The 12706-nt window shown below is 63.5% G+C and carries 9 protein-coding genes and 1 pseudogene; 4 read left to right on the top strand and 6 right to left on the bottom strand.

Going from position 1 to position 12706, the window contains the following annotated elements; genetic code table 11:
- Nucleotides 1-12: 12 nt before the first annotated feature.
- Nucleotides 13-933: a dihydrodipicolinate synthase family protein gene (locus IVA74_RS16415; RefSeq protein WP_247345730.1), complete on the bottom strand. Its 921-nt coding sequence runs from the start codon at nt 931-933 to the stop codon at nt 13-15.
- A 121-nt stretch (nt 934-1054) separates the two neighbouring features.
- Here IVA74_RS16415 and IVA74_RS16410 point away from each other — a divergent pair, with 121 nt between their 5' ends.
- Nucleotides 1055-1888, top strand: coding sequence for an IclR family transcriptional regulator (locus IVA74_RS16410; protein ID WP_247345726.1), 834 nt, complete (start codon nt 1055-1057; stop codon nt 1886-1888).
- Nucleotides 1889-1894: 6 nt separating this feature from the next.
- On the opposite strand, the gene rnz is transcribed toward IVA74_RS16410, so the two are convergent.
- Nucleotides 1895-2806 (bottom strand): ribonuclease Z, encoded by a 912-nt coding sequence (rnz, locus tag IVA74_RS16405; protein ID WP_247345723.1) that lies wholly within the window; start codon nt 2804-2806, stop codon nt 1895-1897.
- A gap of 433 nt (nt 2807-3239) precedes the next feature.
- On the opposite strand from rnz, the pseudogene IVA74_RS16400 reads away from it, so the two are divergent.
- Nucleotides 3240-3458, top strand: a pseudogene (locus IVA74_RS16400) (amidase); the annotation flags it as partial.
- Nucleotides 3459-3652: 194 nt separating this feature from the next.
- Here the strand turns inward: IVA74_RS16400 and IVA74_RS16395 are convergent.
- From IVA74_RS16395 to IVA74_RS16385, 3 genes are all read right to left on the bottom strand, one after another.
- Nucleotides 3653-5068, bottom strand: coding sequence for a hypothetical protein (locus IVA74_RS16395; RefSeq protein ID WP_247345720.1), 1416 nt, complete (start codon nt 5066-5068; stop codon nt 3653-3655).
- A gap of 25 nt (nt 5069-5093) precedes the next feature.
- Nucleotides 5094-6296: a hypothetical protein gene (locus IVA74_RS16390; RefSeq protein ID WP_247345717.1), complete on the bottom strand. Its 1203-nt coding sequence runs from the start codon at nt 6294-6296 to the stop codon at nt 5094-5096.
- Between the two features lie 272 nt (nt 6297-6568).
- Nucleotides 6569-7174 carry a TetR/AcrR family transcriptional regulator gene (locus tag IVA74_RS16385; protein ID WP_247345715.1) on the bottom strand — a complete coding sequence of 202 codons (606 nt, stop codon included), beginning with the start codon at nt 7172-7174 and terminating at the stop codon, nt 6569-6571.
- A gap of 200 nt (nt 7175-7374) precedes the next feature.
- Between IVA74_RS16385 and IVA74_RS16380 the strand changes: the two genes are divergently transcribed.
- Both IVA74_RS16380 and IVA74_RS16375 read left to right on the top strand, forming a co-directional pair.
- Complete coding sequence (locus IVA74_RS16380; protein WP_247345712.1) at nt 7375-8631, top strand: efflux RND transporter periplasmic adaptor subunit; 1257 nt, start codon at nt 7375-7377, stop codon at nt 8629-8631.
- Between the two features lie 151 nt (nt 8632-8782).
- Nucleotides 8783-11971 (top strand): efflux RND transporter permease subunit, encoded by a 3189-nt coding sequence (locus IVA74_RS16375; RefSeq protein WP_247345710.1) that lies wholly within the window; start codon nt 8783-8785, stop codon nt 11969-11971.
- Here IVA74_RS16375 and IVA74_RS16370 read toward each other — a convergent pair.
- Nucleotides 11968-12696: a sulfite exporter TauE/SafE family protein gene (locus tag IVA74_RS16370; RefSeq protein ID WP_247345705.1), complete on the bottom strand. Its 729-nt coding sequence runs from the start codon at nt 12694-12696 to the stop codon at nt 11968-11970. The genes IVA74_RS16375 and IVA74_RS16370 overlap by 4 nt on opposite strands.
- Nucleotides 12697-12706 lie beyond the last annotated feature (10 nt).

Below are 12706 nucleotides of genomic sequence, written 5' to 3'. Positions count from 1 at the left end.
CGGAGCGTCGCGCTAGACGACGGCGACGAATGCCGCCGCATCCGCGAGCAGCTCTTTCACCTGCCCCGGCGGCAAGGATTCCAGCGGCGGCCGCAGGCGCTGCCATGCGGCATGGCCGGTGCGTTCGGCCGTCAGCGCCTTCAACGACGCCATCTGCGGAAAACGCGAGACCAGTTCGCGCGCCTTGACGATGCGTGCCTGCGCCGCCTTCAGCGCCGCGTCGTCGTCGCTGTCGCCAAAGTGCTTGTAGACATAGGCAAGGTCGCGCGCGATGAGATTGGAGGTCGCGGTGATGCAGCCCGCGCCACCCTTGCGCAGCAGCGGCAACAGCAACGGATCAGCTCCGACCAGGACCGAAAAGCCGGGGAAGCGTTCGACCATCGCGGTCATGTTGGCGAAGTCGCCGGAGGAATCCTTGATGCCGGTGAAGGTGGACGGATAAGCCGCGCGCAGCCGCTCGATCAAGGCATGCGAGATCGGCTGCGCCGACATTTGCGGGATATGATAGAGCACGATTTTGAGCCTGGCATCGCCGATGCGCTGCACGACTTCGCTGTAGGAGGCGAAGATGCCGTCATCGGTGACACCCTTGTAATAGAACGGCGGCAGCATCACCACGGTATCGACGCCGACCGAGAGCGCGTGGCGCGTCAGCGCGATGGTCTCGCTCAGCGCGGCAACACCGGTGCCGGGCAGAAGTCGCTGCGGCGCGATGCCGGCGGCGACTACCGCCTCCAGCAGTGCGATCCGCTCGGCAGCCGAGAAGGAGTTCGCCTCGCCTGTTGTGCCGAGCAACGCGATGCCGTCGCAGCCTTCGTCGAGCAGGTAGCGGCAATGCGCGACGAAACGCGCATGATCCGGGGCGAGCTCGGCGTCGAGCGGCGTCAGCGCGGCGGAGAACACGCCATGGGGGTGCAGTGATGATGTCGACAAACTTCCTCCGGGCGTCAAATCGCTGTTGTTCGGAATGCGAACTTTTGTTACTGGCTTGACCTGTCGTAAAATCAGCTTGCCGCCACGTCAAGGGCGACATGTCATGGCAAGGCATTAGAGCATGGCCAAGGTCGAAAAGAAGGCCGCAAAGCGCGCATCGCAAACTAGCGCAAAGAATCCAAAGAATCACGTCGCCTCCGTCGGCAAGGCCTTCGCGGTGCTCAAGAGCTTCACCAGCGAGGCCTTCGAGCTGACCCTGAGTGAGATTGCCGCACGCGCCGATCTCGATCGCGGAACGGCGTTCCGGCTGATCCAGACCCTGGTCGAGCTCGGCTATGTCCAGGTGGTTCCGCAAAGCCGCCGGTTCCGCCTCGGGGTTGCCTGCCTCGACCTTGGCTACACCGTGCTGTCGCACGGTTCGTTGCGGCCGATCGTCGAGCCGCTGCTGCGCGATCTCGTACCTGATGTCGGCGATGCAGCCTCGCTCGGGATCCTCGACGGCGGCGACGTGATCTATCTCGCGCGCATAGGCGCGGGCCTCGACCGGCACAAGATGGATCGCCGTCCGGGCACGCGCATTCCCGCCTACAGTGCCGCGCTCGGTCATGCGATGCTCGCGCATCTGGCACGAGACGAGCAGATCGCGCGACTGGAATTGCGGCCCCGCGTCAAGCTGTCGGAGCGCACGCTGACCGATCTCGATGCCTTGCTCGCGCGGCTCGATCAGGTGAAGAAGAAAGGCCATGCCGTCTCCGACGGCGAGAATGCCTATGGCCTGCGCACGCTGGCAACGCCGATCTTCGACGCCCAGGGTCTTGTGATCGGGGGATTGAGCGTCACCGTCGATGCGATGCGCATGGACATGCCGACCTTCCGCGACCAGGCGCTGCCAAGACTGATACAGGCGACGAAAGAGGTGCAGGACCTCGCGATCAAGTCGGGATTGACGAGATGAGTGACGTCAAGCCGGTGAGATGACGATGTGGTCGAAGTCGGCGGCGATCCGCGTGTTCGGAAAGATCCTAGTCGCCTCGGCCAATAGCTCTTCGTCCCGATAGCGCCCCGACATGTGGTTCAGCACGAGTTGTCCGACGTTGTTCGCGGCCGCGAATGCTGCCGCCTCGCGCGCGGTGAGATGGCCATAGTCCCGCGCGGTCGATGCGTCGCGATCGAGGAACGTCGCTTCGATCACCAGCAGATCGGCGTCAGCGACATGTTTGGACAGCCCATCCGTGGTTTCGGTGTCGCCGATCACGACGAGTTTCTTGCCGCCGCTCGGCGGCCCCAGGACGTCTTCGGGATCGATGGTTCGGTCGGCGATCGCGACAGGCCGTCCTGCGGCCAACTCTCCGCGCAGCGGCCCATCCGGCACACCGAAAGCTGCGAGGCGATCGGGCTGAAGGTGGCGACGGGTGGGACTCTTGAAGGAGAAGCCAAAGCTGTCGGTGTCGCGGTGGCGGACCGGAAAGCAATCGACGGTGAAGTCGCCGGCATCGATGACCTGTCCTTCGGTCAGCGGTGCGAATTCCACCGGGATCGGCGCCCTGCCCGCGCCCCACAGGCCCGAGAGCATGCGGACGACGATGTCGAGCGTACCCTGCCCTGCATGGACGGTCATCACGTCGGAGTTCTGGCGTAACCCCAGCGTCGAGAACAGACCGGGGATGCCGAGCACGTGATCGAGATGGGCGTGCGTCAGCAGGATGCGGTCAAGCCGCCGAAAGCCGGCGCCGCTGCGCAGCAACTGGCGCTGCGTGCCCTCGCCGCAATCGACCAGAATACGCTTGCCCGCTGCCTCGACCAGGAGGGCCGGATGGTTGCGCTCCGCCGATGGAACGCTGGCCGAGGTCCCAAGGAATGTCAGGGCGAACATGCTCGTCAGTGTCCAGGCTTCACTGTCCCCAATGCCACGCGAGCAGCAGCGCGTACAGGCCCATCGATCCCACATGAAGCGCCGGTCCCGCAGGACGCTCGGTAAAAAAACGCGAAAACAACCCCATGCACAGTACAAATCAGCACAAATCATTGAAGAATTTCGCACCCCATTGCGCGACCCCCGCGAGCGAAGGCGGTTTGACTCGTCGGGCAAAACAGGCGCAGAATTGTACGATCCCGGATTGTGAATCCGCAAGTCGCGCCGCCGCCATTGCCGGTTCGAAAGGCACGTCCGACCGCGACCATGTCCCGCCGACGGGCGAGCAGATCTGGTTCCCGTTGCGCGGCCTCCTCATTCCATTCCCGAAATTGCATGTTCGATACCAGGATCGATTTGCAGCCGAACGACATCGACACGGCGATGCGAGACAATGGAGATCGTGATGCAACCGGGACTGGCCGCAGATGCCACTGACTGGGACTACGGTTCGATCAGCACACTGCTAAGCGCCCTGTACGCACGCAAGGTTTCTGCGTCGGAGTTGCTCGCGCACACGATCGCGCGCATCGAGGCAGTGGACGGGCGGATCAATGCCGTCATCGTTCGTGATTTCGATCGCGCAAGAGACGCTGCGCGTGCCGCCGATGCCAACGGAAGACGCCGTGCGTCGGCCATTGAACGATTGGCCGCATGGGGGCCGACGCCGGCAGCAGGCTGAGCGGCCCGCCGCCGGTGTCAGCGGACGAGTGGCGCGTGCTGAGGGGATCTCCAGGACGAGGAAGTGTAACCCGCATCTCGCCCCGCTGTAGGCGGGGCAAGATGGTTGCTCCCGGAGCAACTCGCTCAGATGAGGAAGTCGGTCGGGTGCAGGCTGGCGGCGTGAACACCGTCCAGCGTGATGGTGTCGCTCGCCGACAGATGAATCACGGCATCGCCGGCGGTATTATCGCTGATCAGGCTCGACAGCGCCGTCCAGTCCGCAAACCCATAATCACCCACATTGATCAGGTCGTGCTCGGTCGCGGTGCTGCCGACCGCCTTGTTGCCTTGATCGAAGTCAGTGATGAGGTCATTACCGGATCCGGTGTTGAAGACGAAGGTGTCGCTGTTTCCTCCGCCCGAAAGCTCGTCATTGCCGGTGCCGCCGTTGAGGATATCCCTGCCGCCGGTGATCGAGCCCGGCGTCGCGGGGTTATAGACCTTCGCATCGCCATACAGGAAATCGTTGGTCGCTCCGCCGGTGAGGATATCGTTGCCGCCATCAGCATTGCCGGACATGGTCGGAGCATCGCCGTAGAGCGCTGGGTTCGTAAGCTGGAGGGTGTCAGGGCCACCGGTCTTGAGGGTGAGAATGTCATCTCCCCCTTGGGTATTGTCGGTCAGTGAGGTCGCCGAATCTCCGTACGCAAATCCGCCGGTCCAGACAATGTTGGCGCCGAAGGTGAAGGTGATGTTGTCGTTACCGCCAATGGCATCGCCGCTGATGGAGCCGATAGCATCGCCGCTGGCTATCGCTGAGCCCTCCATGGTGTTCAGACTGATGTCGAGCGTGTCATTGCCGCCCTGCGCCGTGCCGCTCATGGAACCGCCGGCATCGCCGGCGTACACATTGTCGTAGTCTCGCCAACCCACCGCGCCGATGATGGTGTCACTGCCGCCGTGCGAACTGCCCGACATGTCGCCAGCAACATCGCCGAAAGCATGCACGTTGGTGTACATCGAGCCGTTCTCGACATCGATGGTGTCGTTGCCGCCCCTGGCGTCGTCGGTCATCGCCTGGGCGTCGCCGACCACGAGGGCGGCGTTCCAGCCATAGTTGAAATTGACCGTGAGCGTGTCGTTGCCGCCGTGGGACTGGCCATGTAGAGTCGTGTTGTCGTCGCCGAAGATCGTGACCTCTGCTTCGGGCTGGGTGATCGTTGCGGTCACGCTGTCGTTGCCGCCCCAGGTGTCCGTAGCGGTGGGAAAGTTGGGATCTCCGTTAACGGTCTCGATTTGACCAAACTGGTCGAGCAGGCGTCGATGGTGTCGTTCGGCAGATGTTGCATGGCGTAACTCCCAGTTCATTGTCGGAAGCGGGTTGACGCCGGCAAACTTCTTGCGCGACGCGCTGTGACCACGCTTCACCGTGACGAATCTACTTTCGGTAGACGGCGGAAATTTGCAGGAATCCGGGATAGAGTTTGATTGCGATGAAGATTGGTGGAACTCGCGGCGTGCCGTCGCAATCCCGATGTCGCCCGGCGCTTTGCGGAGCAACACCGCCGCTTTTGATTCAACTTCGTCAGATGATGAAGTCGGTCGGATGCAGGCTCGCGGCATGGACGCCGTCGAGCGTGACCGAATCGTTGGCGGAGAGATGGATCACGGCATCGCCGGCGGCGTTGTCGCGGATCAGGCTCGACAGTGCGGTCCAGTCTGCAAAGCCGTAGTTCTGTACGTCGATCAAGTCATGTTCCACCGCCGTGCTGCCGATGGCCTTGTTGCCCTGATCGAAGTCGACGATCGTGTCGTTGCCGGAGCCGGTGTTGAAGGTGAAGATGTCGCTGTTTCCGCCTCCCCACATCCGGTCGTCGCCGGCTCCGCCGTTCAGCGTATCGATGCCGCCGGTGATCGAGCCTGGTGTTGCCGGTTCATAGATTCGCGCGTCGCCATACATGAAATCGCGGCCCGCGCCGCCATTGAGGATGTCGTTGCCGCCATGGGAATTGCCCACCATGGTGGACGCATCGCCATACATCTGCGAAACGGCATTCGTGTACTGTCCGTCGAGCTTGGCGGTGAGCACATCGTCGCCGCCCTGGGCGAAATCCATCAGGGATTCCGCCGAATCCCCGAACAAGGTTCCGCCTGAGATGGCGCTGTCGCCGTTCAAGGTTATGGTCAAGTTGTCGTTGCCGCCATGCGCGAGACCCCTCAGGGAACCGATGGCGTCACCGCTTACAGTCGCCCCTCCGTCCATCGTGAGCAGGCTGACATCGAGTATGTCGTTGCCGCCGCGCGAGGTGTCTATCATGGAACCGCCGGTGTCGCCGGCAAACAGGTTGGCGCCGCCGCGCCACGCGACCGAGCCGGTAATGTCGTCATTGCCGCCTTGCGCGTTGCCCGACATGTCGCCAGCGGCATCGCCGAAGGCCGAGATCGTCGTATAGACGGTGCGGCCGGCATCCGCGACGATGGTGTCATTGCCGCCCTTGGTGTCGTCGATCATCGCCTGGGTATCTCCCACCACGAGGGCGGTATTCCAGCCGCCACCGATGTCCGCGATGAGCGTGTCGTTTCCGCCTTGCGAGTGACCAAGCAACATCGTGTGGTCATCGCCGAAGATCGTGAGTTTTGCATTGAGCGCGGCGACCGTCGCCGTCACGGTGTCGTTGCCGCCCCAGACGTCCTTGGCTGCGGGAAAGCCGGGGTCTCCGTACACGGTCTTGATTTGACCAAACTGGTCGAGCAGGACGTCGAAGGTATCGTTCGGCAGATGCTGCATGGCGTAACTCCCATTTCATTGTCGGAAGCGGGCCCTGACGCCTGCAGAACTTCTTGCAAGACGCGTTGTTGACCACGCTTCACCGGGAGCAATCTACCTTTGGTAGATGGCAGAGATTTGCAGGAATTCGGGAGAGAGTTTGATCGCATGCGTGGAACCGCGGCGGCAATCTCGTCGAATTGCTCGAACGCGAATTCTGCGGCTTCGTCCCGCCACCACCGCTGCCTGCTACGCAATCCGCGAGATGAGTGAGGCCGCGACGCGGGCAGACATCACTTTCCGTCGGCCGACTGCGCTTCGACCGCCTGCACGGCGACACTCGCTACCTGCTGCAACGCCTCGCGGTCGGAGCCCGAAGACGCCATCACGCCCATGCCGACGGACACCGCCGAGACATAGCGCGCGAGCGCGGCAGGATCTGAGGTCGGCTTGAGGTCGCCTTCGGCCTTGGCGCGAACAAAACGGTCGCGGAGCTGGTCCTCGTTCTGGGCGCGACGGGTGGCGAGCTCGAAGGGGACGCTTTCTGATCCAGTGCCGCAGGCGATGCCGCCTTGCACAAGCAGGCAGCCCGGCGGATTGGCGGGATCGGTCTGCCTGTCGGCGATGCCCGTCAGCATCCGCTCGGCGACCTCGCGGGCGGTCGGCGCTGCCACCACCTCGTCCATCCAGACGCCGCGCAGTTTGGTGTAGCGGTCGAGCGCGGCTTTCAGCAGGCCCTCTTTGTTGCCGAAACAAGCGTAAAGGCTCGGAGGATTGATGCCCATGGCCTCGGTGAGCTGGGCAATCGTGGCGCCCTCATAGCCATGGCGCCAAAACACTTCCATCGCCTGGTCCAACGCCGTCTCGGCGTCGAATTCGCGGGGGCGTCCCATGCCCATGTGCCTGTTCTCCTCGGAATTCGCCGTCTGCCGGAGACTAACGCCAAATCCTATCTAGTTGTTCTAGCTTTATTTTCCTGCCGTCTTCCAATTCTTGCGGTAGGCCGCTACAATTTTCTTAGTGAATGGTACATAAGTATCTTGCACTGCGGCATCCAGCTCCACATCTGTAGCGAACACTACATATCTGGAGCGCGCAAATGCATCCCTCCCAAAATTCTGCCCAAAATACCGTCCGCACCGGCCGTTTTCGCCGCCTCCTTGGCGGTGTCGCCATCGTGGGCACCCTCGCCGTGGCCGGATCGATCGCGACCGGCCACTACTTCCGTTCAGCCCAGGCGACGGCAACGGCCGCCGCGGCCGAGCAAGCCGTCTCCGTCACCGTCGCGATGATCGAGCCGCGGCAGACCGTGCTGTGGGACGACTTTTCCGGCCGTCTGGAGGCCATCAACCGCGTCGAGCTTCGCCCGCGCGTGGCAGGCGCGATCATGTCGACCAACTTCACCGAAGGCACGCTGGTGAAGGCCGGTGACATCCTGTTCAAGATCGACCCGGCGCCTTACGCGGCGGAGGTCGACAAGGCCAACGCGCAGCTCGAGGCGGCGAAAGCCCGCGTCGTGTTCACCCAGAGTGAGCTCGAGCGCGGCGCGCAGCTCGTCGGCAACGCCGTGGTCACGCGGCGCGACTACGACCAGCGTGAGAACGCCAACCGCGAAGCCATCGCCAATGTGAAGGCGGCCGAAGCAACGCTTCAGACCGCAAAGCTCAATCTCGACTACACCGAGGTGCGCGCCCCCGTGGACGGCCGCGTCGGCAAGATCGAGATCACCGTCGGCAATCTCGTCGCCGCCGGCACCGCCTCCCCGGTCCTGACCTCGCTGGTCTCGGTCAATCCGATCTACGCGTCGTTCGATGCGGATGAAGAGGTCGTGCTGCGTGCGCTGAACTCGATCGCGGATGCTTCCGGCCAGCGCGGCAAGCTCGACCAGATCCCGGTTGCGATGGCGACCTCGGGTGACTTGTCGGCGAAGGGCCACATCCAGCTCATCGACAACCAGGTCAACGGCCAGAGCGGCACCATCCGTGTCCGCGCGGTGTTCCAGAACGAGGACGGGCGTCTCATCCCCGGCCAGTTCGCCCGCGTGCGCATGGGCCAGCCGAAACAGCAGACGCTGGTGATGATCGACGAGCGCGCGATCGGCACCGACCAGGACAAGAAGTTCGTGATGGCGGTCGGCGACGACAGCCGTGCAGTCTACCGGCCGATCACGCTCGGCGGCTCCGTCGACGGCTTGCGTATCGTCACGGCGGGGCTGAAGACCGGCGACCGCATCATCGTCAACGGCCTGCAGCGCGTGCGGCCGGGTGCCCTGCTCAAGACGGAGATTGCGGCGATGGGTGCGCGCGGGCCGCAGCAGGCATCCAACCACAGCAACCAGGACGTCGTGCAGCGTTAGCGTTCTCCGTCATTCCGGAGCGCGCGGGCAGCGCGAACCGGAATGACGAAATCGTTGAACTACCAGGACATCACTTCTCAATTCCGGGTTCGCGGGCTTTGCCCGCGCCTAGGGATGACGGGACAGTCGTCTCTCGCGCAGGGGCAAGGCCATGAATCTCTCAAAGTTCTTCATCGATCGTCCGATTTTCGCCGGCGTGCTGTCGGTCCTGATCTTCCTCGCCGGCCTGATCTCGCTGTTCGCGATGCCGATCTCGGAATACCCCGACGTCGTGCCGCCCTCGGTGCTGGTGCGTGCGACCTATCCCGGCGCCAATCCGAAGGTGATCGCGGAGACGGTAGCGACGCCAATCGAGGAGCAGATCAACGGCGTCGAGAACATGCTCTACATGTCGAGCCAGGCGACCACCGACGGCGCGATGACGCTGACGGTGACGTTTCGGCTCGGCACCGATCCTGACAAGGCGACGCAGCTGGTGCAGAACCGCGTGCAGCAGGCCGAGCCGCGCCTGCCCGCCGTGGTGCGCCAGCTCGGCATCACCACCAAGAAGTCATCGCCCGACCTCACCATGGTCGTGCATCTGCTGTCTCCGAACAACCGCTACGACATGACGTATTTGCGCAACTACGCCGTGCTCAACGTCAAGGACCGGCTGGCGCGGATCGACGGCGTCGGCGACGTCCAGCTCTACGGCGCCGGCGATTATTCGATGCGGATCTGGGTCGATCCGCAGAAGGCCGCCGAGCACGGCCTGACCGCAAGCGATATCGTCAAGTCGATCCAGGCGCAGAACGTCGAGGCCGCCGCCGGCGTGGTCGGCTCTTCCCCCAACGTCAAGGGCATCGACCTGCAACTCTCCGTCAATGCCGAAGGGCGGCTTGCGAACGAGGAGCAGTTCGGCGACATCGTGGTCAAGACCGGCACCCATGGCGAGGTGGTGCGGCTGCGCGACGTGGCGCGCATCGAGCTCGGCGCCTCCCAATACGGCCTTCGTTCGCTGCTCGACAACAAGCAGGCGGTGGCGATCCCGATCTTCCAGGCGCCCGGCTCCAATGCGCTCGAGATTTCCGACCACGTTCGCGCCACCATGGCCGAGATCAAGAAGAACATGCCGGAAGGCGTGTCCTACCAGATCGTCTACGACCCCACCCAGTTCGTGCGCTCCTCGATCGAGGCTGTGATCCACACGCTGCTGGAGGCGATCGCGCTGGTGGTGCTGGTGGTGATCCTGTTCCTCCAGACCTGGCGCGCCTCGATCATTCCGCTGCTGGCGGTGCCCGTCTCGATCGTCGGCACCTTCGCCGTGATGCACGTGTTCGGATTCTCCATCAACGCGCTGAGCCTGTTCGGCCTGGTGCTCGCGATCGGCATCGTCGTTGACGACGCCATCGTCGTGGTCGAAAACGTCGAGCGCAACATCGAGGGTGGATTGTCGCCGCGCGATGCGACCTATCAGGCGATGCGCGAGGTGTCCGGCCCGATCATCGCGATCGCGATGGTGCTGATCGCCGTGTTCGTGCCGCTCGCCTTCATCTCCGGCCTCACCGGACAGTTCTACAAGCAGTTCGCGCTGACGATCGCGATCTCGACCGTGATCTCCGCGGTCAACTCGCTAACGCTGTCGCCGGCGCTGTCGGCCTTGCTGCTTAGGGGTCACAACGAGCCGAAGGACCGGCTGACGATCATCATGGAAAAGGGCCTCGGCTGGTTCTTCCGCGGCTTCAACAAAGCGTTCACACGCTCGTCGGAGAATTACAGCGGCACCGTCACCAAAGTGATCTCAGGCAAGGCCGCCGTGATGGGCCTCTATGTGGTCCTGGTCGGCGTGACTGCCTTGCTGTTCCAGCAGGTCCCGAGCGGCTTCGTGCCGGGTCAGGACAAGCAATATCTGGTCGGCTTCTCGCGTCTGCCTGATGGTGCAACGCTCGACCGCACCGAAGATGTGATCCGCAAGATGAGCGACATTGCGCTGACCCAGCCCGGCGTCGAGAGCTCGGTGGCATTCCCGGGCCTGTCGATCTCGGGCTTCACCAACTCCTCCAACGCCGGCATCGTGTTCTCGACGCTGAAGCCGTTCGAGGAGCGCAAAGGTGCATCGCTGAGCGGAAATGCAATCGCCGCCGACCTCAACAAGAAGTACGCCGGGATCCAGGAAGCCTTCATCGCCATGTTCCCGCCGCCGCCGGTCAACGGACTCGGCACCATTGGCGGCTTCAAGCTGCAGATCGAGGATCGCGCCGGTCTCGGCTACGAGGCTCTGAACGAGGCGACCAACGCGTTCGTAGCCGCGATGCAGAAGGCGCCGGAGATCGCCGGCGTGTTCTCGAGCTTCCAGGTCAACGTGCCCCAGCTCTTTGCCGACATCGACCGCACCAAGGCGCTCCAGCTCGGCGTTCCCGTGACGGAGGTGTTCAACACGCTCCAGATCTACCTCGGTTCCTACTACGTCAACGACTTCAACAAATTCGGCCGCACCTATTCGGTCTACGTCCAGGCCGATGCGCCTTTCCGCGCGCGGGCTGACGACATCAGGCAGTTGAAGGTGCGCTCGTCCTCCGGCGACATGGTGCCGCTGTCGGCGCTCATGACGATCCGCCAGAGCGCAGGCCCTGAACGCGCGATCCGCTACAACGGCTTCCTGTCCTCCGACATCAACGCGGCGGCTGCGCCCGGATTCTCTTCCGGCCAGGCGCAGGAAGTCGCGACGCGGATTGCGGCGGAGACATTGCCGCCCGGCTTTGCCTTCGAATGGACCGACCTGACCTATCAGGAGTTCATCGCCGGCAATTCCGGCCTCTGGGTGTTCCCGCTGGCGATCCTGCTGGTGTTCCTGGTGCTGGCCGCGCTCTATGAGAGCCTGACCTTGCCGCTCTCGATCATCATGATCGTGCCGATGGGCCTGCTGGCCGCGATGTTCGGCGTCTGGATCTCCAAGGGCGACAACAACGTCTTCACCCAGATCGGCTTGATCGTGCTGGTCGGACTCTCGGCCAAGAACGCGATCCTGATCGTCGAATTCGCGCGGGAGCTCGAATTCGCAGGCCGTACGCCGATCCGGGCTGCAATCGAGGCGAGTCGCTTACGACTGCGCCCGATCCTGATGACGTCGATGGCGTTCATCATGGGCGTCCTGCCGCTGGTGCTCTCGACCGGCGCGGGCTCGGAGATGCGGCGTGCCATGGGCGTCGCCGTGTTCTCCGGGATGATCGGCGTTACCGTGTTCGGCCTGTTCCTGACACCGGTGTTCTATGTGCTGCTGCGGACCGTTACCGGCATGAAGCCGCTGACGCATCACGGCAGCGACACCAGCGCGGCGCCGGTGCAAACCGTCGGGCACTAGACCAGGGAAATCCCCGAGAGCAACAACAGCACGAGCACGGTCTTGCGAAAGACCGTCTCGTTGACCCTGTGGAAGGCGATCACGCCGAGCGCGGAACCTGCGAACAGCGCCGGCAGGCTGACCGCGAGGTCGACGAAGACTTTTGACGAGAGGTCCTGGTGTCCGACCAGCAGGACGATCGCGAACAGCTGCATCACGGCGATGAACGGCTGCACCAGCCCGCGCTGCTCGCTCTTGGGCATGCCGCGCATGTCGCACCAGATCGTCGGGATCGCGCCGGGCATCGCGGTCAGCCCGCCGACCAGCCCTCCTCCAAACCCGATCAAAGCGACCCAATGCCGCCCGACCGCCGCGCCGGCCGTCACCAGCGTCGGCCGCAGCAGCATGTAAGCGGCATAGAGCGCGACGATGATGCCGAAGCCGCGCCGGAGGAGATGCGTGTCCGCGGACTGCAACAGCGAGACCGCGATGGGAACGCCGATCAATCCGCCGACGATCAGCATTAGACTGCCCTCCCAGCGGATGTTGCGCCGAAGTGCCCACAGATTGGTGGCCTGCACGCCGATGCTGCACGCCATCATCAGCGGCACGGCTTCGAGCGGCTGAAAAACCCTGAGCAGAATGGCACCCGCCACCGCCGAGAAAGCAAAACCCGAGAGCCCGGAGACGAAGGCACCGGCGAACACGGCAACGCTCAGCAGCATCAGAGTCGTGACATCAGGCACAATGCACCCT

This window comes from Bradyrhizobium sp. 132 (assembly GCF_023074185.1).
GTDB lineage: Bacteria > Pseudomonadota > Alphaproteobacteria > Rhizobiales > Xanthobacteraceae > Bradyrhizobium.
The sequence above is the reverse complement of the archived record's forward strand: the minus strand, read 5'-3'. Positions and strand labels throughout refer to the sequence as shown.

Coding starts and splice junctions, on each gene's coding strand:
- IVA74_RS16390 (WP_247345717.1), bottom strand. CDS start 6,296: ATGCAGCATCTGCCGAACGATACCTTCGACGTCCTGCTCGACCAGTTT.
- IVA74_RS16410 (WP_247345726.1), top strand. CDS start 1,055: ATGGCCAAGGTCGAAAAGAAGGCCGCAAAGCGCGCATCGCAAACTAGC.
- rnz (WP_247345723.1), bottom strand. CDS start 2,806: ATGTTCGCCCTGACATTCCTTGGGACCTCGGCCAGCGTTCCATCGGCG.
- IVA74_RS16375 (WP_247345710.1), top strand. CDS start 8,783: ATGAATCTCTCAAAGTTCTTCATCGATCGTCCGATTTTCGCCGGCGTG.
- IVA74_RS16380 (WP_247345712.1), top strand. CDS start 7,375: ATGCATCCCTCCCAAAATTCTGCCCAAAATACCGTCCGCACCGGCCGT.
- IVA74_RS16385 (WP_247345715.1), bottom strand. CDS start 7,174: ATGGGCATGGGACGCCCCCGCGAATTCGACGCCGAGACGGCGTTGGAC.